Origin of the sequence: Bacillus sp. D7-8 (assembly GCF_052055895.1) — a bacterium.
Classification (GTDB): Bacteria; Bacillota; Bacilli; order Bacillales; family Bacillaceae; genus Bacillus; species Bacillus velezensis.
Map to the genome: position 1 here is coordinate 2255848 of NZ_CP179922.1, position 20869 is coordinate 2276716.

Annotated in this window: 27 protein-coding genes; 10 read left to right on the forward strand and 17 right to left on the reverse strand. The window is 48.7% G+C overall.

Annotated elements, in window-relative coordinates:
• Positions 1–20 precede the first annotated feature (20 nt).
• Positions 21–1010 (reverse strand): type I asparaginase, encoded by a 990-nt coding sequence (locus tag ACKTRM_RS11065; protein WP_003153321.1) that lies wholly within the window; start codon positions 1008–1010, stop codon positions 21–23.
• A 176-nt stretch (positions 1011–1186) separates the two neighbouring features.
• On the opposite strand from ACKTRM_RS11065, the gene ACKTRM_RS11070 reads away from it, so the two are divergent.
• On the forward strand, positions 1187–1540 hold the full coding sequence (locus tag ACKTRM_RS11070) for a helix-turn-helix domain-containing protein (protein WP_012117900.1): 354 nt from the start codon (positions 1187–1189) through the stop codon (positions 1538–1540).
• 10 nt (positions 1541–1550) lie between these two features.
• On the opposite strand, the gene ACKTRM_RS11075 is transcribed toward ACKTRM_RS11070, so the two are convergent.
• Both ACKTRM_RS11075 and ACKTRM_RS11080 read right to left on the reverse strand, forming a co-directional pair.
• Positions 1551–2714, reverse strand: a complete 1164-nt coding sequence (locus ACKTRM_RS11075) for a TIGR00375 family protein (RefSeq protein WP_012117901.1) — start codon at positions 2712–2714, stop codon at positions 1551–1553.
• Positions 2714–3268, reverse strand: a complete 555-nt coding sequence (locus ACKTRM_RS11080; RefSeq protein WP_003153317.1) for an NUDIX hydrolase — start codon at positions 3266–3268, stop codon at positions 2714–2716. The genes ACKTRM_RS11075 and ACKTRM_RS11080 overlap by 1 nt, the downstream gene beginning before the upstream one ends.
• 78 nt (positions 3269–3346) lie before the next feature.
• On the opposite strand from ACKTRM_RS11080, the gene mciZ reads away from it, so the two are divergent.
• Together mciZ and ACKTRM_RS11090 are read left to right on the forward strand one after the other, a co-directional pair.
• The gene (gene mciZ / locus ACKTRM_RS11085; RefSeq protein ID WP_003153315.1) at positions 3347–3469 is read left to right on the forward strand and encodes a Z-ring formation inhibitor MciZ; all 123 of its coding nucleotides are present in this window, start codon (positions 3347–3349) and stop codon (positions 3467–3469) included.
• Positions 3470–3531: 62 nt separating this feature from the next.
• Positions 3532–4452, forward strand: a complete 921-nt coding sequence (locus tag ACKTRM_RS11090) for an aldo/keto reductase (protein WP_012117903.1) — start codon at positions 3532–3534, stop codon at positions 4450–4452.
• Positions 4453–4484: 32 nt separating this feature from the next.
• On the opposite strand, the gene ACKTRM_RS11095 is transcribed toward ACKTRM_RS11090, so the two are convergent.
• The gene (locus ACKTRM_RS11095) at positions 4485–4709 is read right to left on the reverse strand and encodes a YqkE family protein (protein ID WP_007409396.1); all 225 of its coding nucleotides are present in this window, start codon (positions 4707–4709) and stop codon (positions 4485–4487) included.
• A 121-nt stretch (positions 4710–4830) separates the two neighbouring features.
• Between ACKTRM_RS11095 and ACKTRM_RS11100 the strand changes: the two genes are divergently transcribed.
• Entirely contained in the window at positions 4831–5745 is a 915-nt protein-coding gene (locus ACKTRM_RS11100) for an alpha/beta hydrolase (protein WP_023357006.1), read from the forward strand.
• A gap of 39 nt (positions 5746–5784) precedes the next feature.
• On the opposite strand, the gene ACKTRM_RS11105 is transcribed toward ACKTRM_RS11100, so the two are convergent.
• The 5 genes from ACKTRM_RS11105 to ACKTRM_RS11125 all read right to left on the reverse strand — a co-directional run bounded on the left by ACKTRM_RS11105 (position 5785) and on the right by ACKTRM_RS11125 (position 8226).
• Positions 5785–6024, reverse strand: coding sequence for a DUF2552 family protein (locus tag ACKTRM_RS11105; protein WP_003153307.1), 240 nt, complete (start codon positions 6022–6024; stop codon positions 5785–5787).
• Positions 5999–6361 carry an iron-sulfur cluster biosynthesis family protein gene (locus tag ACKTRM_RS11110; RefSeq protein ID WP_012117906.1) on the reverse strand — a complete coding sequence of 121 codons (363 nt, stop codon included), beginning with the start codon at positions 6359–6361 and terminating at the stop codon, positions 5999–6001. The genes ACKTRM_RS11105 and ACKTRM_RS11110 overlap by 26 nt, the downstream gene beginning before the upstream one ends.
• Before the next feature lie 90 nt (positions 6362–6451).
• Positions 6452–7402, reverse strand: a complete 951-nt coding sequence (locus tag ACKTRM_RS11115) for a GNAT family N-acetyltransferase (RefSeq protein WP_012117907.1) — start codon at positions 7400–7402, stop codon at positions 6452–6454.
• The gene (locus ACKTRM_RS11120; protein ID WP_007409393.1) at positions 7399–7743 is read right to left on the reverse strand and encodes an antibiotic biosynthesis monooxygenase family protein; all 345 of its coding nucleotides are present in this window, start codon (positions 7741–7743) and stop codon (positions 7399–7401) included. Before ACKTRM_RS11120 ends, ACKTRM_RS11115 begins: the two co-directional genes overlap by 4 nt.
• A 12-nt stretch (positions 7744–7755) precedes the next feature.
• Entirely contained in the window at positions 7756–8226 is a 471-nt protein-coding gene (locus ACKTRM_RS11125) for a GNAT family N-acetyltransferase (RefSeq protein ID WP_012117908.1), read from the reverse strand.
• 215 nt (positions 8227–8441) lie between these two features.
• Here ACKTRM_RS11125 and ACKTRM_RS11130 point away from each other — a divergent pair, with 215 nt between their 5' ends.
• The 5 genes from ACKTRM_RS11130 to ACKTRM_RS11150 all read left to right on the forward strand — a co-directional run bounded on the left by ACKTRM_RS11130 (position 8442) and on the right by ACKTRM_RS11150 (position 11738).
• Positions 8442–9668 carry a DNA polymerase IV gene (locus ACKTRM_RS11130; protein WP_012117909.1) on the forward strand — a complete coding sequence of 409 codons (1227 nt, stop codon included), beginning with the start codon at positions 8442–8444 and terminating at the stop codon, positions 9666–9668.
• A 15-nt stretch (positions 9669–9683) separates the two neighbouring features.
• Positions 9684–10028, forward strand: coding sequence for a YolD-like family protein (locus ACKTRM_RS11135; protein WP_012117910.1), 345 nt, complete (start codon positions 9684–9686; stop codon positions 10026–10028).
• Between the two features lie 100 nt (positions 10029–10128).
• Complete coding sequence (locus ACKTRM_RS11140) at positions 10129–10335, forward strand: YqzH family protein (RefSeq protein ID WP_003153294.1); 207 nt, start codon at positions 10129–10131, stop codon at positions 10333–10335.
• Positions 10336–10407: 72 nt separating this feature from the next.
• Positions 10408–11490 (forward strand): AI-2E family transporter, encoded by a 1083-nt coding sequence (locus ACKTRM_RS11145; RefSeq protein WP_012117912.1) that lies wholly within the window; start codon positions 10408–10410, stop codon positions 11488–11490.
• A gap of 80 nt (positions 11491–11570) precedes the next feature.
• Entirely contained in the window at positions 11571–11738 is a 168-nt protein-coding gene (locus ACKTRM_RS11150; protein WP_007409388.1) for a DUF4083 family protein, read from the forward strand.
• A 1-nt stretch (position 11739) separates the two neighbouring features.
• Here the strand turns inward: ACKTRM_RS11150 and ACKTRM_RS11155 are convergent, their stop codons facing one another.
• The 5 genes from ACKTRM_RS11155 to ACKTRM_RS11175 all read right to left on the reverse strand — a co-directional run bounded on the left by ACKTRM_RS11155 (position 11740) and on the right by ACKTRM_RS11175 (position 16293).
• Positions 11740–12129: a VOC family protein gene (locus ACKTRM_RS11155; RefSeq protein ID WP_029973629.1), complete on the reverse strand. Its 390-nt coding sequence runs from the start codon at positions 12127–12129 to the stop codon at positions 11740–11742.
• A 24-nt stretch (positions 12130–12153) separates the two neighbouring features.
• A complete protein-coding gene (gene coaA, locus ACKTRM_RS11160; RefSeq protein ID WP_003153290.1) occupies positions 12154–13113 on the reverse strand; it encodes a type I pantothenate kinase in 960 nt (319 codons plus the stop codon).
• A 75-nt stretch (positions 13114–13188) separates the two neighbouring features.
• Positions 13189–14538, reverse strand: a complete 1350-nt coding sequence (gene dsdA / locus ACKTRM_RS11165) for a D-serine ammonia-lyase (protein WP_012117913.1) — start codon at positions 14536–14538, stop codon at positions 13189–13191.
• A 16-nt stretch (positions 14539–14554) separates the two neighbouring features.
• Positions 14555–15331: an SDR family NAD(P)-dependent oxidoreductase gene (locus ACKTRM_RS11170; protein ID WP_012117914.1), complete on the reverse strand. Its 777-nt coding sequence runs from the start codon at positions 15329–15331 to the stop codon at positions 14555–14557.
• Positions 15332–15336: 5 nt separating this feature from the next.
• Positions 15337–16293 carry an MBL fold metallo-hydrolase gene (locus ACKTRM_RS11175; protein ID WP_012117915.1) on the reverse strand — a complete coding sequence of 319 codons (957 nt, stop codon included), beginning with the start codon at positions 16291–16293 and terminating at the stop codon, positions 15337–15339.
• Between the two features lie 396 nt (positions 16294–16689).
• Between ACKTRM_RS11175 and proC the strand changes: the two genes are divergently transcribed.
• On the forward strand, positions 16690–17529 hold the full coding sequence (gene proC / locus ACKTRM_RS11180) for a pyrroline-5-carboxylate reductase (protein ID WP_012117916.1): 840 nt from the start codon (positions 16690–16692) through the stop codon (positions 17527–17529).
• Positions 17530–17565: 36 nt separating this feature from the next.
• On the opposite strand, the gene ACKTRM_RS11185 is transcribed toward proC, so the two are convergent.
• Genes ACKTRM_RS11185 through ACKTRM_RS11195 form a run of 3 tightly spaced genes read right to left on the reverse strand, consistent with a single transcriptional unit; the run spans position 17566 to position 20831 of the window.
• Positions 17566–18312, reverse strand: coding sequence for a polyketide synthase (locus tag ACKTRM_RS11185; protein WP_012117917.1), 747 nt, complete (start codon positions 18310–18312; stop codon positions 17566–17568).
• Between the two features lie 59 nt (positions 18313–18371).
• Complete coding sequence (locus tag ACKTRM_RS11190) at positions 18372–19619, reverse strand: hydroxymethylglutaryl-CoA synthase family protein (protein ID WP_012117918.1); 1248 nt, start codon at positions 19617–19619, stop codon at positions 18372–18374.
• A gap of 57 nt (positions 19620–19676) precedes the next feature.
• Positions 19677–20831, reverse strand: coding sequence for a cytochrome P450 (locus ACKTRM_RS11195; protein ID WP_012117919.1), 1155 nt, complete (start codon positions 20829–20831; stop codon positions 19677–19679).
• Positions 20832–20869 lie beyond the last annotated feature (38 nt).

The following is a 20869-nucleotide window of genomic DNA, read 5'->3' on the forward strand; positions in this document are numbered from 1 at the left end:
TCTTTGTGGTAGTCATGTTTTTACAGTACAACGTCGTCTGCGATCGGTGTCTCCATAATGTTTTTGACTTCAGCCAAGTTGTGAGACTGGCCGAGCGCCCACATTAATTTCGGCACGATGGCTTCCGTGTTCATATTTCTGGAGCGGATAATGAGATCTTGATTGACTCTTCGGCCGACTTCATAGACGCTCATGTCCTCTCCTTCTTCAAGACATTGTGTCGTAATGACGACGACAATGCCGCTTTCAATCATTTCATTGACTTTGGCGAGAATGTCTCTTCCTTCAAACGGCACGCCGCCGCTGCCGTAGCTTTCAATGACGATTCCTTTGTACATGCCCTTTAATGCGTCAAACATTTCCGGTTTCAGCCCCGGGTGGAGCTTGAGCAGGCACACGTCCGTGCAAAGTGAAGTATTGACCGTAAAAGCATCGTCTTTTGGCATGTGCACTTGTTTGTTGTATTCAATTCCGTTTTCGGTAATAAACGCGATATACGGATAGTTAATGCTCTCAAATGCATCATAGCTTTTCGTTCTTAATTTAATGGCGCGTGTGCCTTGAATGACTCTGCCGTCAAATACGACGTATACGCCGCCCACCCCTTCACATGCGAAGCGGATCGCGTCCGTGATATTTTTTTTGGCATCGGTTTTTTGAAATGTAATCGGGATTTGCGAACCCGTAATGACGATCGGTTTATCAGCATGCTGAAGCATATAAGACAGTGCCGCTGATGTATAGGCCATTGTGTCTGTTCCGTGCGTAATGACGAACCCGTCATATGCGTCATATTTTTCTTTGACAGCATTTGCGATTTCGGCCCAGTATTCAGGCTGCATATTTGTGCTGTCGATGTTCATTAACGAATGGGTTTCCATCGTGTAATCGTTATCAAGTTTTGATACGTAGGTTAACAATTCGTCTGCTTTCACCCCGGGTGCAAGCCCGTTTTCTCCTTCGACTGAGGCGATTGTTCCTCCGGTTGTTAACAGCAATAATTTTTTCATACCCTGCACCTCTTCATCCATTTCTCAAGATGTGTTAAGCATTCGCTTTTCGCATACTTTTAATCAAATTATAGACAGACGAATGAAATTAATCAAGTGATTATTATTCAATTCGCGTACACTTTTGCATATCGATATGATATAATTTGCTCAAGTGAAAAGGAGCGGTTTTGAATATGAATTTAGATCGTTTAACTGAACTGAGAAAAAAGAAAAATTGGTCTCTTCAATATACGGCTGACCGTCTCGGCATCGCCAAAAGCACGTACGCCGGGTATGAATCAGGGTACCGGCGGCCGTCATTCGAGGCGCTGGGCACGCTTGCCGATCTGTTTGACACGACGTGCGACGATTTACTGGGGCGCACTGAAAAAAAGGCGGAGGCGTTTACCCAGACCATCGAATTAACAAACGCCGCACAAGGCCGCGGCATACTGACCGTTGACGGACAGCCGCTTAACCAGGATGAAATCATCGAATTGATTGCGTTTGTCCGCACGAAAAAGAAGGTGCAGGAGGAGCTCCGCTAAAAATCGGCTTTTACGGCTTGATTCTGCCGTACGTCCCTCCGCCCCCGGCCTCAAGGACGAGCTGCCCGGTGCGCGCTTTATGAATGACAGCCGCTATTTTAGGCTGGACGACACGCGCCAATTCCTCTTCTTGCGCCTGATGTAGAATCGCCATCTCCGTCCCGAAAGCCCGCTTCAGTTTTTCTAACGTTTTCGGCCCGACCCCGGGAATGAACTGCAGCGGGATTTGATGAATATACGGCGGCCGCGGCACGCGGCTTTTTTTCGGACCGCTCAGTTCCTCCAGCCGTTCACTGACCCCTTTTGTCATTGTTTTCCCCCCGCACTCCGGACATACGGTAGCTCCTTTTTCAACCGGGCGGCCGCAGCGGTCGCAAGCCGTCCGGTAATACTTCCCGAGCTTCGGGTTCAGCCCGTAATTCGCCGTGATTTTTCTTCCGTCCTTCCCTTTTAAAGCCAGCGAAAATTCCGTGAAATTCGCTTCTTTAAGAAGCATTTCATTATATTCTCTGCCGATTTTTCCTAAGGAATGCGCATCAGAATTTGTTAAAAATGTATACGGATCAAGTTCTGCTACCCGCGAAGCCATGTCGGTGTCACAGCTTAATCCGAGTTCCGCCGCGTCAATGAGCGACGGGTCGAAAACCTCTGTCAAAGAAGATCTAACCCCTTTTCCGTACAGGCTTTTATGCGGGGTGAACATATGGGCGGGAATAAACAGCCCGCCCAATTCCTTTGTTTTCCTTTGAAGATTCAAACCGGTTTCATAAATGCGCTGGGAACTGAGATGGATATTTTTAAGCCTTTTTGCAAGCCACTCAGAAAACATCTTCATTTCGGCAAGAGACGGCATAAAGACGAGAACGTGAATCGGCCCGCGGCATGTGTGATCATAGATTTCAAGCTCACTGCCCAACAGAAGCGTCGTATTCCGATACCGGATGCCGCCTTCTTTCAGCTCACGGTATCTGCCTTCATCAATTCCGCGCTCGATTTCTTCTATGACTTCCGGGGAATGGCAGTCGATAATGCCCAATAGTTCAATTCCCTTCCCCTCACTGGCTTCTTCTAAAATCCGGTGCAGCGTCAACGTTTTGGCCCCGGTGATTTTGACCGGTTTTCCCGTATAGGTGCGGCCGATATGAATATGCAGATCCGCATAGATGGTTTTCATCATTTTTCCTTCAGCGCTTCTTTCAGCTGGAGATACTGAATCGCGTACGCCGTTTTTGCGTCATACACCCTGCGGGATTCAATCAGCTTCACGGCCTCTTCAAGCGTGACCTGCATGACTTCGACAAATTCATCCTCATCCAGCTCTCGTTTTTCTTCCAGCGGCGAAAGCCCTTCCGCAAGAAAGAGATGCACGATTTCATCAGCAAACCCGGGTGATGTATAAAAAGCGGTGATTTTCGTCAAGGTTTCCGCCGTATATCCCGTTTCTTCCTCGAGCTCTCTTAACGCCGTATGTTCCGGCTCTTCCCCCTTTTCAAGCTTCCCGGCCGGAATTTCAACGATTGTCCGTTCCAGCGGCTTTCTGAACTGGTTCACCAAAATGATTTTTCCTTCTTCGGTTACCGCAAGTACGGCCACCGCTCCCGGATGTTTGACGATTTCCCGCTTGCTTGTTTTTCCGTTCGGGAGCTCTACATCCTCTAAGTAAAGATCTATGACTTTCCCGTCATACAGTTTTTTTTTCGCAAGTGTTTTTTCTTCTAAATGTTTCATCATGTCATCTCCCGTTCTGTCTCTCTATTATGCCTCATATATTTTATCATACATGCATGAGAGGGAGGTGCTTTTCGATTGAAGGTGTACCGGAAGGATAAGAGTATCGTATTGGTCGGAAAGGCGTGGGAAGTGCGGGCTAAACTGAAAGAATACGGACGGACATTCCGCTATGTCGGAGATTGGATCACCGGGCCTTAACAGTTGAAAACTTCGCGCCTTTATATTACGGTCAATAAAAGACTATAAAAAGGAGCGAAACGATGAGAAAACGCACACTGGGACATTCTGATTTAGAAATAAGCGAAATCGGGCTCGGCTGTATGTCGCTGGGCACGGATAAAGCTAAAGCGCTGTCTATTTTGGATGAAGCGATCGAGCTTGGAATCAATTATTTAGATACCGCTGATCTTTATGATTTCGGCAGAAATGAGGAAATTGTCGGGGAGGCCGTCAAAAACCGCAGGCACGACATCATTTTAGCCACGAAAGCCGGAAACCGCTGGAATGATGATAAAGACGGCTGGCATTGGGACGCTTCCAAAGGATACATAAAAGAAGCGGTCAAAAACAGCCTGCGCCGGCTGAAAACGGACTATATCGACCTTTATCAGCTGCATGGCGGCACGATGGAAGACCATATTGACGAAACGATCGAAGCATTTGAAGACTTAAAACAGGAAGGTGTCATCCGGTATTACGGCATTTCCTCGATTCGTCCGAATGTTATTAAAGAATATGTGAAAAAATCAAATATCACCAGCGTTATGATGCAATACAGCCTGCTGGACCGGCGTCCCGAGGAGTGGCTTCCCCTTTTAGAGGAGAACGGAATCAGCGTAGTCGCAAGAGGGCCTGTCGCTAAAGGGCTTCTTACGGAAAAACCGCTTGATCAAGCGGCCGCAAGCGTAAAAGAGAACGGCTATTTAACATATTCTTTTGCAGAACTGGAAGAAACCAAAAAAGCGATCAGCGCTGCCGCACCTGACTTGAGCATGACGGAGCTTTCTCTTCAATACTTGCTGTCACAGCCGGCCGTCGCTTCTGTCATCACCGGAGCCAGCTCACTTGAGCAGCTGAGAGAAAACTGTTCGGCTGCAGAGGCCAGGCGTTTAAGCAGCCAGGAAATCAAAGCCCTGCAATACCATACAAAACGGGACGTATACGAAGCCCATCGTTCTTAAATAATAAAACCGGCACCTTTTCGGATGCCGGTTTATTTATATTTGTGCCAATCGAGACTGCTTTCATTCAGCAGCTCTTCAAAGCTTTTATGTTTTTCTTTTTCTTTTCGTTTTCTGATTTGTTCCGCCTTTTGCTGCGCCTGTTTTTTCTCGTCTTCTTCCTTCAGCTCACTTTTCATTTGCAAAAGCCTGGCCTTCAGATCTTCCTCCAGATCGTCTTTTAAGCTGTGTTTTTCTTTAGGCAGCTGCTTTTTCATCATTACGCCCCCCGTATCTGAATATGGTGAAGCAAGTGTACCACGGAGCGCCGGAGGCCGGCAACGTTCACGGTCCTGAAAAGCCGGAGGAAGGATTTTTCATATGAAAGGAGGTGCCTGTGTGAAAAAATGGCTGGCGGTGTTCGGTTCGGCTTGCGCAGTCTTTTTGGCTGCCGGATTCGCTTTTACGAATCTGATTATGTTTATGAAGAAAAAGACGGATGAAGATATCATGAAAAAAGAAACGGCGGACGGGCATGATAGATTTGATTCCTTTCAGGCCATGGAAAAAGAAGAGGCCGTCATCCTGTCACGCCACGGGTATGAGATCAAAGGCTTTTACGTCGCCCCGCATCATACGGCAAACACCATGATTATTTGTCACGGCGTTACCGTAAATTCGTTCAATTCATTGAAATACATGGATTTATTTTTAGATTTAGGATGGAATGTGCTCGTATATGACCACCGCGGGCACGGAAAAAGCGGCGGCAGAACGACGAGCTACGGCTATTTTGAAAAAGATGATTTGGAAGAAGCCGTGAATTGGGTGAGACACAAAACCGGAGACGGCGGTCAAATCGGCATCCACGGGGAATCGATGGGAGCGGTGACGGCCTTATTATACGCGGGCGGGCATCAGGATGAAAACGGCGCTGATTTTTATATTGCGGACTGTCCGTTCGCAAGCTTTCGCGATCAGCTCGCCTACAGGCTGAAGCGGGAGTTCCGGCTGCCTCCGTGGCCGCTTCTGCCTTTGGCTGATTTCTTTTTGCGGATGAGAGAAGGATACCGTATCCGTGATGTATCGCCTTTATCGGTTATCAGCCGAATCCGGCAGCCCGTGCTGTTTATTCACAGTAAGGAAGATGATTATATACCCTCCGCTTGTTCCGAATTGCTGCACCGCAGAAAACGCGGCCCTAAGATGCTCTATCTGGCCGAATCGGGAGGGCATGCCATGTCGTACACCAAAAATCCGGAGAGCTACCGTAAAGCCGTTCAAACCTTTTTAGATACCATGACGCAAACGTAAAAAAGCGAAAGAACGTATGCTGGTTCTTTCGCTTTCCCGTCATAAAACGTCGGTAATCCCGTCCATATTTTCTCCGATCCAATCAATGGCGAGGTCGATTGTCGTAAACTCCTGCGCTTTGAAGGTCATCTCATCCTGAAGCAGCCAGACATCCTTCTGAACGGATTCAGCGCCTCCGATGGACCAGTGCAGCAGACTGTACGGGTGGTTGTTGTTCAGAAAGGATACCCACGTTTTATGCTGTGCCGTCTGTTTAATGGCTTTCAGCTTTTGATTCACTTTCCGTTTCTCCCTGCTTTACTAATATGCTCATTCTCGGGCTCAGCATCTCTGCCGGGCTTTTTAAGACGAGCGTTTTTGCCTTTTCATTGTAATCGATTGTCATTTCCTCGTCAAAAAACACTGTTTGTGAGGTCTGGATGTAAAGCGGAAGTCCGTTGGTTTCAATGGCTTCGCATTGTCCCGTTAATTCGTCCGCCAGCCAGATGGTCGGCACGCCGCTCACCGCGCACCCGCAGCCTTCTGCGTCATAGCGGAGCTGCGCTTTTTTCCCCGGGTTGGCGTCCATTGCCTGCTGAAGTGTGTGTTTCGCCGCATCCGTCACATGTATTTGCATAGATGATCCTCCGTTTTTCATTTTCGCCATTGTAGCATACCGAGCCGCTGTATGCATTGTTTCTGCTTTCTTTACAGCAGCCTGCTCTCCTTAGTCCTTTGCCTCTTGTTCAGCCGCCTTGATCCAGTCATTTTTCCCTTCACTATACTTTGCCATATCGTATGGGTATGTCTTAGCGAGGTGCCGTTTCAGTTCCATGTATTGAGCCGCTTTTTCAGGCTTTGCGGTGAGGTAATCCCGGAACAGCAGATGACGCTTCACGTCCGGATGCCCTGTTTCGTATATGTGAACGTGGTGTGTGCGCCTGTTGCCGCCTTTTTGAAAGAAACGCCGGCCCTCTATCCCGTTTTCCCCTTTTGCCTCATAGCCGAGTGCTTCCAGCTGCGGACTGAATCGGTCAGCGTCCGAAATATCTTTAACCTCCGCCAGTATATCGATGACGGGTTTGGCGGCCATCCCCGGGATAGAGGTGCTGCCGATGTGGCTGACAGAATGAAGTGCTGGGCCGAAGATTCGGATCAAGTCCGCCTTCTCTCTTTCAAACATTTCTTTCCATTCCGGCTTGTACGGAACAACTTCCGCTTTCCTCTTCGGATAAAGATGAAAAAACGAGAGGGTCAGCCCTTCCGGCGTCTCTATCTGTCCGGCTTCTGTGAACCCGGTTTTTAAATAGAGAGAGACTGCCGGAACGTTTTGGCTGGCGGTAGCCGCCTCTATTTTTTGGGCGTCCCGGTTTTGATCTATCACAAATTGAATAAGCGCCCGTCCGATTCCTTTCCGAAAGCCGGACGGGTGCACCGTCAGCCTGCATATGACAAGGTCATATCCCTTTTTTTCATACGAAATGACGCCTGCAAGCTGATCTTTTTCCTTGAAACCGGCAAACGTCTCCCGTGACCGCTGTATATCATCGGGTGTTTCATGCAGGGCGGGAATGCCGAAAAAGCCGATCAGCTCGGCTTCTTTTTGATAAGCGCAGCGCTGAACCGCCGCAATTTCCCGCGCGGTCTGTCCTTGTGTATGCTGTAAAAATGTAATCAATCTTCCGCCCCTTTTGACGCAAACATCCGCTGTGACTCCGTCTTCGTAATGCGGACCGCGTACGCTTCATACCAGGCGCTTTTTCCTTTTTGTTTTGCCGCCTGGTGGTCAGTATGATCTTTCCACCTTTTAATCGCTTCCAGGCTGTCCCAGTAGGAAACCGTGATGCCGCAGCCGTTTTCCTCCCGAACGCTTTCCGCGCCTAAAAAGCCCGGCTGTCCGCCTGCCAAATTCATCATGCGCTCTGCCGTATGTTCATATTCCTCATCATATTTTCCCTTTATTGATGAAAAAATGACCGCATAATAGGGCGGTTTGGGCGTGTCAGCTAAAAAACCCATATTCATCCCCCTCTACATATATTTCACAAACAGAATCCGGTCTTCTCCCGGACCGTCATAATTCGCAAAAACAGGGATTCCGTTTACGGTTTTGGTTCCTTTTTCAGCTTCAAATCCTAATTTTGTATGATAAGCGATTGATACTTTATTGACAGGCGCCGTCACGCAATTGACTTTCGTGCAGCCCCTTTTCTTCACCGTCTCCATAAATCGGTCGTAGAGCTGTTTTCCAATTTGCATTTTTCTGAAATCCGGATGCACACCGGAAAAATGAATGTAGGCTGTCTCAGGGTCTGATTGTGACTGAAAACCGATTAAAAAACCGGTCATTCCCTCCGGCCCGTACGTGATAAAGCTTGTGTCCTGAAAATGTTCAAAAAACAAGCGCGGCAGTTTGTCTTTCATCTGCCTGCCGCCCCACCATTCATTCAAAACAGACGTAACCATTTCATAGTCTTCAGAGGTAATTGTTCGAATATCCATTATCGATTGACTCTCCTTTTCGTCCGGCAAAATGAATGTCAGCTCTTCTCATTGGAATATAAAAAATTATATGTGGGTTGTTTGCAATTGTAAATGATTTCTTTTCAAGCAAACGAATCAGCACGTCTTCCAGCCGGGGAATGATTTACCAGTATAAACGTGATCATTGTTCGGGTACAATGAAAAACAGAACAAATGTTCCCGGAGGTTTTTTTATGGCTGATATTCTTCTTGTAGATATGCAATCGTTTTATGCGTCTGTGGAAAAAGCGGAAGCGCCTCATCTCAAAAGCCGGCCCGTGATTGTCTCGGGAGATCCCGAAAGACGCAGCGGCGTCGTGCTTGCGGCTTGTCCGCTCGCCAAACGATACGGCGTAAAAAATGCCGAACGGCTGTGGGAAGCGCAGGCCAAATGTCCCGATGCCGTTATTGTCCGTCCGCGGATGCAGCGGTATATTGATGTATCCGTCATGATTACCGAACTGTTTGAACGGTATACCGATCTTGTAGAACCCTACTCCATCGATGAGCAGTTTCTCGACGTGACCGGAAGCAGGCGGCTGTTCGGTGATCCTTTTACAATTGCCAAAAGCATTCAGCAAGCGATTATGCGTGAATTCGGCATTTATGCCCGTGTCGGCATCGGGCCGAATAAGGCGCTCTCGAAAATGGCTTGCGACCATTTTGCCAAAAAAAACGCATCCGGCATCCACAGATTGGATATGTCAAATATCAGGCAGGATCTGTGGCCGCTGCCGGTCGGAAAATTATTCGGCATCGGAAAACGGATGGAGCATCATTTAAGACGGATGGGCATCAGCACAATCGGCGGGCTTGCCGGACACCCCGCCGAATTGCTGAAAAAACGCTGGGGCATTAACGGCGAATTGCTTCAGCGGACAGCCCGCGGCATCGATCCCTCTCCGGTCACCGTCAACACGCACAGCCGGCAAAAAGCGATCGGCCATAACATGACCCTCCCGAGAGACTACAGCCGCTTTGAGGATATCAAAGTCGTGCTGCTGGAGTTAAGCGAAGAAGTGGCCCGCCGCGCCCGTTTCAAACAATACATCGGCCATACGGTTTCGGTCAGCATCAGAGGCGCTGATTTTGAATTCCCTTCAGATTTTCACAGACAGAGAAAGCTGGTGTCTCCGACTAATTTCGGAATGGATATTTTTAAAACGGCGGTCAAGCTCTTCAAAGAGCATTGGAACGGTGAGCCCGTCCGCAGCGCCGGCGTCTCCCTTTCCCAGCTGGAGCCTTGTGATTATGTTCAGCTGAGCCTGTTCGATGCCCAGGAAAAAAAGATCAGTCTCGGCAAAGTATTGGATGATATTCATGAGCGGTACGGCCCTGCGTCGCTCCTCCATGCCGCTTCACTGACAGAGGCCGGCCAAGCCTTTCACCGGGCTGAAAAAATCGGCGGGCATTACAAATAATTTGAGGTGATATACATGAATCCGAACAAATTAACACCCGGGTATAATGTCATGTGGGAATCAAGCCGGATGATGCTGCCCGAACATCGGGAGCAGCTGCTTGCAAAAAAACGAAAAGAACGGGAATTCCGGCCTCCGGAACTGAGCGAAGAGCAACTGAACGACGTGAACCGCATCATTGCGGCGTCGATTGAAGAAGACAGGGCCATCTCGGTCACCTATGCTTCAGCACACGGTCCCCGCCGCTTTTGGGGCTGGGTAAAACAAGTGATGCATGACGAAAAGCGTTTAAAAATCATAAACGATGAAGATGCGTTAACGCTGCCGTTTCATCGTATTCTCTCAGCTGAATTGGAATAAAAATCCTACCCCGGCCTGACAGAAAATATGATAGAAGAGTGGGAGGATCACATGATATTTAGTAGAATAAAGATGAATGACAAGAATAGGAGAATATATGATGGATCAATTTATAGAAAAAATGCTGGGACAAGCCCTCCGCCAGTATGGACGGAATGTGTCGACAGATCCGCTGAGCCCCTATGAAAAACAGAGTTTAAAAAAAGCTTTAGAAGAAAGAAGGAATGAAGAACCCGATGAGGATCTCCATGCCCATGTAGAAGATATTATCTACGATTACGTCACCAATCAGGGGCAGTTTTCCTGACACGACGTTTATGCACCGGGCGATAAGGGAAATGTCCGAGAGTAAACCCTTAAAGATTGCGTGGTGCAGGATATGCCTGTCGGGCCTTATTTCAGGATCGGCTATGCCGTTCTTCTGTTATTTCTCATCATTTATCTCGGAACATTAATAGACTTTTTGTTCCAGCCTGTTGTGATTACGGTTAAAACCTTATTTCCGCCCATTGTATTATCGGGCGTCCTTTATTATTTGTGCCGCCCGCTCGTCAGACTGCTGCATGCGAAATTAAAGCTGCCCGAAGGAATCGCGATTTTAGCGATTTATGCGGGAACAGCCGGCCTTTTTGTCCTCTTCCTTTATACGGCGGGCCCTGCCGTTCAAAAACAGTTTACAGCCTTCACAGATCATATTCCGGAGCTTTCCGCAAAAGCTGAAAATTGGATCGGGCATCTCCAGGACAGCAAATGGTTTTCCCGGCTTCAGCATGGGGATTCCTTTAAAAAATTAGCAGACAAAGCTGCAAATTATTCCGGTTCAATCGCTGATTCTCTCAGCAGCCTGGCCGGTACGGCTGCCAATGCAGCCATCACCGCAGCCATTATTCCGTTTGCGCTGTATTACATGTTAAAAGAAGGAAACAAAGCCCCTCGGCGACTGCTGCAGCTTCTTCCGGAAAAACATCAAAAAGAAGGAAAACAAATCCTTCGGGACATGGATGAAGCTCTCAGTTCATACATACAAGGACAGCTGCTCGTCAGTTTCTGTGTCGGCGTTCTCGTCACGATCGGCTATTTTATAATCGGGCTCGATTATCCGCTCGTTCTGGGCGCGTTCGCCATGGTGACAAACCTGATTCCGTTTATCGGGCCTTGGATCGGCACATTTCCCGGAGTCATTGTCGGATTGTTCGATTCACCGACCGAGGCGGTGCTGGTGATTACGGTCGTCGTCATTGTCCAGCAGCTTGAAAGCCAGCTGATTTCCCCGCAAATTATGGGACGGAAGCTGGACATTCACCCGCTGACCATTATTTTTCTTCTGCTTGCCGCCGGCAAATTCTCAGGAATTGCCGGGATGCTTCTGGCCATTCCGGGATATGCGGCCGCAAAAGTGGTCATAAGCCACATGCAGAAACTATTCATTCTCAGAAAAAAAACAAAGCTAGGAGAGAAATGATTCATCCCCCATGTCTTCACATCGGTCAAAATGAAAAAACGGCGGGCTGAAGAAGCCCGCCGCACACGGAGGTAAAAAAGATGAACATCGGTGATGTCATTTTTCAATTGATTTCATTTATTGCAGCCGCATTTTTCCTGTTTGCCGTGATATACGTATTCAGAAGCTTGAACAAGCGCCGCATACAATTGGACAGAATCGAAAAGAAACTCGACGCGCTGCGCGAAGAAAAAAACGAAAAGTTATAGTTCATTCAGAAGCAGGCGCAACGAGCTCCACTTTTATCCGATCCGGGTCCTCCGTGTATACGGCGTAATGCGTGCTTCCGCCTGCATATGGATGGCGGTCCCTGTAAAGCACGGGGCATCCTCTGGCAAGCAGCTTTTCTGTCATCTCGTCAACCTGCTCTCTTGATGCAGCATGAAAAGCCAGATGGTTCAGCCCGACCCGGCATCTGTGGTACTCCGGTGTTAAAAAACGCTCCTCTGTCTGTACAAGCACAACATAAAATCCTGCGTTTTTCCAGCTGATGCCGGAGTCCCAATTTTGAAATTCCCTATAACCGAGCTCACCTAAAAACCATCCCCAAAACCGGGCGGAGGCTTTCAAGTCAGATACATACAACTCAATATGATGCATCATAATATTCGCTTCCTCCTCACATCACACCCGCCTTACCAGCACCTCTTCAACTTTATGGCCATCACCTTTTCTCAAAATCAAATCCGATCTGAATTTTGTCGGCAGGATATTTTCATACAGATTCGGACGGTTGACGCTCTCCCAAATGGAGGCGGCCATGGTATCCGCTTCTGCATCAGACAAATCCTTAAATTTATGAAAATAAGAAGCCGGATCCTGAAAAGCGGTTTCTCTTAAGAGGCGGAAACGCTCCAAATACCACGTGAAAATCCGGCTTTCTTCGGCATCCACATAGATCGAAAAATCAAAGAAATCCGATACAAAAATCCGCGGATCTTCCCTGTCGTCCTCTAAGGTCGGCGACTGCAGGACATTGATTCCTTCGATAATAACGATATCCGCACCTTCGACAACCTCGACGGCGCCCTCTTCCCTGTCATACGTAAGATGGGAATATACGGGCGCCTCCACTCTCTCTTTCCCTGACTTTATATCGTTCAGAAATTCAAGCAGCGCTTTCACGTCGTAGCTTTCCGGGAATCCCTTTCTGGACAGAAGGTTTTTCCTTTTTAATTCCGCCGTCGGATACAAGAAACCGTCGGTTGTCACCAGGCTCACCTTCGGCCTGTCCGGCAGACGGGAAAGAAGCTTTTGCAAAATTCTCGCCGTCGTGCTTTTGCCGACGGCGACGCTGCCCGCGATTCCGATGATAAACGGGATTTTCGCTGAATGCGGATGCTTCAGAAACACATTGACATGCTGATTCCGTCTTGCGGCAGACGTGACATGAAGATGGAGCAGGCGCACAAGCGGAATGTAAATCGTTTCTACTTCTTCCACCGACAGGTAGTCATTCAGCCCCTCTACGGCCTTGGCTTCTTCCTCTGAAACGGCAATGGAAAGATGGCCGCCGAATCCGGCCCACGACTCGCGGCTGTGCTGCGTATACAATGTATGTAAGTTCAATTCTTTACTTTTCACAATTCACACCAATCTCTCTGTATGGCTTTCCGATAAAAAAACAAACGCTTACAAAGATTGTAACGGAAAACCGCTTCACTGTCTGCCCATTTTTTTCAAAAATGAGGAACCGATCCGGCTGTACTCTTCCATTTCCTCCTCCGGAACCATGCTTCCGCCGGTGCTCCACACAAGGTGCACGGCATTTTCCATCTCAAGCCCCCGCTCTTTTATATAACGGTTTCCGGCTTCGGTCTGAACGACCTTGACGGCTCCGGCCAGTCCGGCGAGTGCAGAGGGTTCAAGGCTCTTATTCTCGGCCGCCCTTAATTGATAAAGCAGCGAAAAAAGCGTGCCGTCATCGGCGGTATAACAACCGCTTAGTATAGGTTCCATCAGAGGGCCGGCCAGTCCGGACGGCCTTCCCACCGCGAGTCCGTCGGCGGCCGTTTGATTATCAAGACCGATATCCTGCACGCTGATTCCGTCATGCAAGCCGGAAAACAGTCCTAACAGCATACACGGTGAATGCGTCGGCTCACCGAAAAAAATATGGACATGCTCGCCATAGATCAGCTTTAGCGCAAGCGCGACGCCGCCCGGGCCTCCTCCGACCCCGCATGGCAAATAAACGAAAAGCGGTTCATCTGCATCAGGCTTTATGTTCATTTGATCGAGCTGCTTTTTCACACGGCTTCCCGCAACGGCATACCCCAAAAACAGATCCCGGGAATGCTCATCATCAATAAAATAACAATAAGGGTCCTGCTTCGCCTGCATGCGCCCCTCTTTGACAGCCAGACTGTAGTCTGCTTCATATTCGATGACGCGAACCCCCTTTTCCCGGAGCAGCTCCTTTTTCCACTGCTTTGCGTCACTGGACATATGAACGGTCACACAAAAGCCGAGCTTCGCGCCGATTATGCCGATACTCAGGCCTAAATTGCCCGTAGAGCCGACGGCTATAGAGTATTTTGAGAAAAAAGCGGTAAACCGTTCTTCAGTCAATATGCTGTAATCGTCGTCTGCTGAGAGCATTCCCGCTTTTACCGCGAGATCTTCGGCAAGCTTCAGCACTTCGTAAATCCCGCCGCGCGCTTTAATGGAACCGGAAATCGGAAGTTCGTCGTCGCATTTCAAAAGCAGACGCCCGGGGAAAGCCTGAGCGGCGCTGTGTTCCAGATGCTTCTTCATTTCATTAATCAAGACAAGCGGAGATTCAATGAGGCCTCCCTCCGCTTCCGTCTCCGGAAAAGCCGACGCGATATAAGGCGCAAACCGGCGCAGCCTTTCTTCCGCTTCGGCAATCTCCTTTTTCCATTCAGCGCCATGCTTTACTGGATCATCGGTTTTATGCGGATTGATCCAAAATACTTCACGCGCCTCCGCCATTTGCCTGACTAGAGGCTCTGCCATCAATGCCTTGTGTATATCCCGGTCGGACATTCCTTTTTCCCCCTTGTTACTTTTTCTTTAATGCGCGGCCGGCCAGTTTTTCTGTAAACGATGGGAAAAGCTGATACAGCTTCGTCCCGAGGCTCATCCATCGCGGAAGATTCATTTCCCGTTTATCCGTCAGAATCACGGATGTAATGCGCTCTGCCACATGGTCGGCATCAAGCATCCATCTGCCGACGCTTTTCACATAACCGCCCTCTTTATCTGCAATTGTAAAGAAGTCTGTTTTGATCGGACCGGGATTAACCGTTGTCACAGCTACACCCGTACCGGCCAGCTCAAGCCGCAGCGCATTGGAATACCCTAACACGGCGTGCTTCGTTGCAGAATAAAGGCTTGATTTCGGCGTCGCCAATTTGCCGGCCTGTGAGGCGATATTGATAATATGGCCGCTTTTCGCATGAAGCATCACAGGAAGACAGGCCTTCGTACAGGCGATTAATCCGAAGACGTTGACTTCAAACATTGCCTTCATATCATCCAAAGATGAATCAGCGGCCGTTTCAAAAATGCCGAAGCCGGCGTTGTTGATTAATACGTCAACATGACCGATCAAACGCCTTACGTTTTCAGCCTCTTCTGCATACCGGACGTCAAACGGAACGACATCACACTGTCCGCCGCACGCGGTAATCGTCTTTTTCACTTCCTGCAAGCGGTCCTCCCGCCTGGCGGATAAAAAAACATGAGCCCCTTCTGCCGCGCAAGAATATGCAAGCCGTTCTCCGAGTCCGCCGGATGCTCCGGTGATCCAAATCCGCTTATCCGTTAATCTGCTCATTTCCTTCACCCCTTCACAGCTTTAAACTTCAGAGTGTTCCCCGACTGAAAGGATACAGCCTTCCCTTCGGCGGCCAGCACGTCAAGATGGCCGATCGTTTCTGACATCGTTAAAAACAATTCATTTTCATACACAGCCGGAAACAGCCGCCGGCATACCTGGAAAGCCGTCAGTGTTTCCTCTGACAACAGGCGCAGCACATATTCCGACCGATTTCTCTGTTTTTCAAGCCGCCTGTCAAAAGCAGGCTTTACGTCTGTCAGCAGATCGCCGTGTCCCGGATATAAAAAGGACGGGTTTACGTCATACAGCCGCTTCATTGAGTTCAAGTAGTCGAGCATCGGGGCCGCGCGCACGCCCTTTTCCGGAGCTTCCAGAATCGGATTGGTGGAGCTGTTGGACAAAAGCAGATCGCCGCTGAACATTTCACCGCTTTTTTCATGGTAGAGCGCAATGTGAGAAGCGGCATGACCCGGGATTTCGAGCACCGTCCAGCCGTTAAGCCCGTCAATTTTTCCGCCTTCCCTCACTGTTTTCGTTAACGGACGGTTTGCAGAAAATAAGTATGACAGCTTAACTGTTTTATGTATGTCTTCGGGCGTCAGAGGAACGCCCATTTCTGTCATAAGCGACAGAAAAAAATCCTCCTGCCGGGCGATATACGACTGGTTCTGAGTAATGTACCTGTCATTCAGCGGATGTCCGATCACTTCCGTATCCTCAGAAAAAAGGTGCAGCAGACCTGAATGATCTGCGTGATGATGAGTGAGCACCACCTGTTCTATATCCGCCGCAGAAACCCCGTGTTCCTTAAGCTGCAATGAGAGCGATTCAGCCGCTTCCTTTGTATTCGGGCCGCAATCAATAAGGGTTAGGGCTTCATCTTTTACTAAATAAACGATAACGTCGCCGACTGCAAACGGAGTCGGCACACGTATCGGAATGATCTTTCTCGCTGCCATGTTTACGCTCCTTCGTTCTTTTCATTCCTGAATAATCATATTTTAGCGTTTTCTTTTCACTGTGTCATTATTGCCGCATATCGGAAAAAAAGATTGACATCCCGCTCTTGCGCATAGCATAATGAACAACAAACTAGAAAACACGGAACGCGATGACGAGGAACTAGTATATAAACAACGGCAGCAGAGAGCAATGTCCCCGGCTGAAAGACATTGCGGCCCTCTTGTTTACAGAACCTGCCCTCAGAGCGGTTAGGAAAACCTAAACGTATCCCCTCGTTACGGGATTTGAGCTGAGCACGGCTGATTCGTGCTAATGTAAGGTGGTACCGCGAAACCTTTTCGTCCTTTTTGACGGGAAGGTTTTTTTGTGTTTTGGAAAGAAGGAGGATTTATATGAAGAAAATCGGTTTTATCGGGGCCGGATCAATGGCGGAAGCAATGGTGAACGGACTGCTGCAAAGCGGGATGACAGCCCCCGGACATATATATATGACAAACCGGTCAAATGACAGCCGGCTTGAAGAGCTCCAAAAAACGTACGGAGTGAAACCGTGCCGGGATAAAGAAGAGTTTTTCAGCAATACCGACATTATCGTTCTCGCCTTTAAACCGAAAGATGCGGCAGAAAGCATTGAGAACATTCGCGAATACGTGAAAGATCAGCTTGTGATTTCTGTCATCGCAGGGCTGACGATTCACACGATTCAGCAATATTTCGGCAGAAAGCTCACCATCATCCGGGCGATGCCGAATACATCCGCGGCCATTCAGCAATCGGCGACCGGTTTTTCCGCAAGCTCCGAGGCGAGTGAAGCTGAAATCCGGACGGCAAAAGAGCTTCTGGAAACAATCGGAGAAGCGACGCGCTTTGAAGAAAAACACCTTGACGCCGTCACAGCCATTGCCGGAAGCGGTCCCGCCTATGTGTACCGGTATGTCGAAGCAATGGAAAAGGCCGCCCTTCAAGCCGGCCTGCCGGAAGAAACGGCAAAAGAGCTGATTTTACAAACCATGGCCGGGGCGACGGAAATGCTCAGAACAAGCAGCAAACGGCCTGAACGCCTGCGCAAGGAAATCACAAGCCCGGGCGGCACTACTGAAGCAGGCCTTCGCGCATTAGAAGAGCGCCGCTTTGAAGAAGCCATCATGCACTGCATCGCAGAAACCGCAGCCCGGAGCGCCGAAATTAAAGAACAATTCGCAGGCTCCGTTCTGCAAAAGACGGACCAGTGATAAAGCATGGGGCTTCCCATGCTTTTTTCATTCTGTTTAACTGCCGTATAAGCGGCTGATTCTCTCTTTTACTTCAGGAAGATGGAATGTGGCTTCGTGCATGTTCACCTCTTCCTCAACCGCTTTTGTCAGCTCTCTTTTGATCCGTGCCGTCACATTGGTTTTCAGCGCAACCAGTGAGGCTCTCGGTTTATCCGCCAGCAGCCGGGCTAATTCGCGGCCTCTTTGAAGGACATCTTTTTTCGGCAGCACTTCAAACGGAACTCCCCGTTTTTCCAGAGCGGCGCCGCTGAAATTCGCGGCAGTAAACAGCATTTCTTCCCCGAGGACAATTCCCAGTTTTTCAGGCACAATATACGTCGCGCCCATTCCCGGTGTAAATCCGTACTTCATATAATTACAAGAATAAAAACTCTCTCTGCTTAAAATCACAAAATCCGAGCTCAGACCGATCGTAAAGCCGGCTCCGATCGCATGCCCCTGCATGGCGGAAATCACAGGGATCCTGCAATCCAATAAAAGACTGTGAAGCTTTAAATCTGTAAATTGGAGCTTTCCGCTCTGAATGGTCAAAAGCCCCTCCTGCGTTCCTCCCGTGCAGAAATAATTTCCGTAACCCGTCAGAAGGACGGTTTTATAGGACGGATGGGCATTGATGTCTTGGAATACCCGGTGCAGCTCTCTGACAAACTCTTCTGACAGCCCGTTTTTCCCGGCCGTCTCCTGCATTGTGACCTGCACAATGCCCGGTTCTGTTTCCTGTACATCAATCATTGGATTCATGTTTATTCTCCGTTTCTTTAAAAATACTCAAGCCTTTCCGGCTCTGAGTGTTTCTGATACTAGGTCGTCCATTCATACTTTCTGTGAAACTCTTTTATTTCAGTCAGCACCAATCGCGTTTTTCCTTGATGCGCATTCAGGATGTCTGCTGCGGGCGCGGCATTTCTTGTGCCGAATTTTACGATGCCGCTGTCTTGGAGCAGCCGGTCATAATCAGCCATCGATAAACGGACGCGTTCATCCAAATGCCGGCTGATCTGAAATTGATTCTGCCGCGTCCGGCTTTGCGGCATAACGACACCGCTGTAAAATTCAGAGCAGCAGCCCGAACCGTATGAAAAACAGCCGACGCGTTTCGGCGTTTCAAAAGAGCCGTTATCAATCGTGCTGGCAAGAGATAAAAATACGGTGGCCCCCATGATGTTGCCGACGCGCTGACAGTATTGAACCCCAGGCAGCACGCGTTGCTGAAAATCCGCTTCAATGTCTTGCGGCTTAGCCTTTGCCAATTTTCTCATCATCGTCCGATGCGCTCCTTTTACCATTCCGCCAAACGGAGTATGAAAAGAAAGGTATTGAAATGTATTCTTATAATCCGCCCCGCTCACACGCTTTCGGTATTCCTGAAATGATTTTTCACAGCAGTCCAAATAAGACATGAGCGACAGATCAGCATCCCCCGCTTCACTATCCGGAATCGGGCGGCAGGTATCCATGACTTCATACCCGTAATACCCGCTTGCGCCTTGATCAAGCAAAAAGACATGAGGGGTGCTGCTGACTAAAAGCGCCACAGCTCCCGCCCCCGCACTCGGTTCGGCATAGGACCATTCCTCCGTCAACGCGTCACCGCCTTCAGCCACTAAAAAGCGGGAAATATCCGTTCCGATGATGAGCGCTTTCGCTCCCGGCGATGTTTGCGATAAGATGAAATTCACGCCCATTTGAAACCCGGCCGTTAAAGAATAGCAAGCCTGTTTCACCTCAAATAACCGGCAATTCCGCTTCAGCTGCAAATAATCATGGACGTATGTACTGATGGATTTGCCAAAATCAATCCCGGATTCCGTACAGGTGATGACCATTTCAATCTGATTCCGTTCCTCTTCTGACAGAGAGTCGATAATTGGTTTTGCGGCATTTACGGCGAACGTAATCGGATCTTCAAACGGAAGCGCCACTACTTTTTCTTTCATCAGCAGGTTCTCAAACCTTTTTTTATCCAAGTTCCGATGTTCCGCAAGCTCCATGACGTCTACATACGCGGTTCCGCCAAACACGTTCATTGCTTCGATTCCTACATTCATTTCTCCAAGCCCCCAGAGTAAAGAGGCTTCCTGTGGAAGCCTCTTTTATTTTTCCGTTCAAAACTCAACAAGCAGCCTGTCAACGCCGTGAAATACAGGGCTCGGAACCAGATTCGGCTCTTGATCCTCAGTAAAACGCCATGCGGACATCTGTTCAAAAAAGTGGGAAAGCGCGATTTTCGCTTCAAGCCGGGCCAGCGGCGCTCCTAAACAATAATGGCTGCCCTGACCGAATGACAGATGCTGATTCGGCTTTCGTCCCAAGTCAATCTGATCGGCATTTTCAAACTTCTTTTCATCTCTGTTCGCCGATCCAATCCACGCATACACTTTTTCTCCGGCCGGAATCGTTTTTCCGCCAATCTCGCTCTCAACCGCAGTGTAGCGGGTTACCCGCTGAATGGAAGGTCTGAGGCGGATGACTTCCTCAATAAAGTCAGGAAGGAGCGCCTTGTTTTCAAGCAGCCGGGGCAGAATGTGCGGGAACTCCTTGAGACTGAGAAATGAATTTCCGATCACATTTTCCGTCGTTACGTGCCCCGCGACGATCAACAAGCCGCAAAAACCGATTAATTGCTTGTCTGACAGCGGCTCTCCGTCTAAATCAGCTGAAATTAAATGGCTGATTAAATCATTTTGCGGCTGTTTTCTCCGCTGTAAAATAAACTGCATGAAGTATCCGATCATCTGCTTTTGCACTTCATTCATTTTCTTTTCATCTTTTACATTCTGGCTTTGGTCGACCCAGCTTTTAAAGATATCTCTGTCTTTCGGAGGGAATCCTAAAAGCTCTGCGATCACGATAATCGGAAGCGGAAATGCGTAATCTTCAATAATGTCCATCCTGCCTTTTGAACGGACGGCCTGAAGCAGGTCATCAGCGATAGCGGCTATACGCGGTTCAAGAGACTCAACCGATTTCGGCATGAACGGCTGATTGACCAATTTTCTGAAGACGGTGTGTTCGGGCGGGTCCATTTTCAAAAGGCTGTCTTTGTTAATATGCCGGATCATTTTTTCCTGTTTGTCCGCACTTAAGTATTTATGATCGGAAGAAAAATGACTGTAGTCAGAAATCACCCGCTTCACTTCATCATAGGTGAAGATTTCCCAGCAATCTTCCTTTTCATTGTAATGAACGGGAGAGGTTTCTCTCATCGTTTGGTACCACTTGTACGGCTGCTGCTGTCTGATTTTTGTTAAACTGGTCATTTTCATTCCTCCAAGATGTGATCAAGATTTGAAATGAC

Bases quoted from the DNA above. Each gene is read 5' to 3' on its own strand.
- ACKTRM_RS11190 (WP_012117918.1), bottom strand. From the start codon at position 19,619: ATGAATGTAGGAATCGAAGCAATGAACGTGTTTGGCGGAACCGCGTAT.
- ACKTRM_RS11130 (WP_012117909.1), top strand. From the start codon at position 8,442: ATGGCTGATATTCTTCTTGTAGATATGCAATCGTTTTATGCGTCTGTG.
- ACKTRM_RS11080 (WP_003153317.1), bottom strand. From the start codon at position 3,268: ATGAAACATTTAGAAGAAAAAACACTTGCGAAAAAAAAACTGTATGAC.
- ACKTRM_RS11120 (WP_007409393.1), bottom strand. From the start codon at position 7,743: ATGGGTTTTTTAGCTGACACGCCCAAACCGCCCTATTATGCGGTCATT.
- dsdA (WP_012117913.1), bottom strand. From the start codon at position 14,538: ATGTCCGACCGGGATATACACAAGGCATTGATGGCAGAGCCTCTAGTC.
- ACKTRM_RS11140 (WP_003153294.1), top strand. From the start codon at position 10,129: ATGGATCAATTTATAGAAAAAATGCTGGGACAAGCCCTCCGCCAGTAT.
- ACKTRM_RS11150 (WP_007409388.1), top strand. From the start codon at position 11,571: ATGAACATCGGTGATGTCATTTTTCAATTGATTTCATTTATTGCAGCC.
- ACKTRM_RS11155 (WP_029973629.1), bottom strand. From the start codon at position 12,129: ATGCATCATATTGAGTTGTATGTATCTGACTTGAAAGCCTCCGCCCGG.
- proC (WP_012117916.1), top strand. From the start codon at position 16,690: ATGAAGAAAATCGGTTTTATCGGGGCCGGATCAATGGCGGAAGCAATG.
- ACKTRM_RS11065 (WP_003153321.1), bottom strand. From the start codon at position 1,010: ATGAAAAAATTATTGCTGTTAACAACCGGAGGAACAATCGCCTCAGTC.
- ACKTRM_RS11075 (WP_012117901.1), bottom strand. From the start codon at position 2,714: ATGAAAACCATCTATGCGGATCTGCATATTCATATCGGCCGCACCTAT.
- ACKTRM_RS11090 (WP_012117903.1), top strand. From the start codon at position 3,532: ATGAGAAAACGCACACTGGGACATTCTGATTTAGAAATAAGCGAAATC.
- ACKTRM_RS11125 (WP_012117908.1), bottom strand. From the start codon at position 8,226: ATGGATATTCGAACAATTACCTCTGAAGACTATGAAATGGTTACGTCT.
- ACKTRM_RS11185 (WP_012117917.1), bottom strand. From the start codon at position 18,312: ATGAATCCAATGATTGATGTACAGGAAACAGAACCGGGCATTGTGCAG.
- ACKTRM_RS11070 (WP_012117900.1), top strand. From the start codon at position 1,187: ATGAATTTAGATCGTTTAACTGAACTGAGAAAAAAGAAAAATTGGTCT.
- ACKTRM_RS11145 (WP_012117912.1), top strand. From the start codon at position 10,408: ATGCCTGTCGGGCCTTATTTCAGGATCGGCTATGCCGTTCTTCTGTTA.
- ACKTRM_RS11170 (WP_012117914.1), bottom strand. From the start codon at position 15,331: ATGAGCAGATTAACGGATAAGCGGATTTGGATCACCGGAGCATCCGGC.
- ACKTRM_RS11135 (WP_012117910.1), top strand. From the start codon at position 9,684: ATGAATCCGAACAAATTAACACCCGGGTATAATGTCATGTGGGAATCA.
- ACKTRM_RS11195 (WP_012117919.1), bottom strand. From the start codon at position 20,831: ATGACCAGTTTAACAAAAATCAGACAGCAGCAGCCGTACAAGTGGTAC.
- ACKTRM_RS11110 (WP_012117906.1), bottom strand. From the start codon at position 6,361: ATGCAAATACATGTGACGGATGCGGCGAAACACACACTTCAGCAGGCA.
- ACKTRM_RS11175 (WP_012117915.1), bottom strand. From the start codon at position 16,293: ATGGCAGCGAGAAAGATCATTCCGATACGTGTGCCGACTCCGTTTGCA.
- ACKTRM_RS11095 (WP_007409396.1), bottom strand. From the start codon at position 4,709: ATGAAAAAGCAGCTGCCTAAAGAAAAACACAGCTTAAAAGACGATCTG.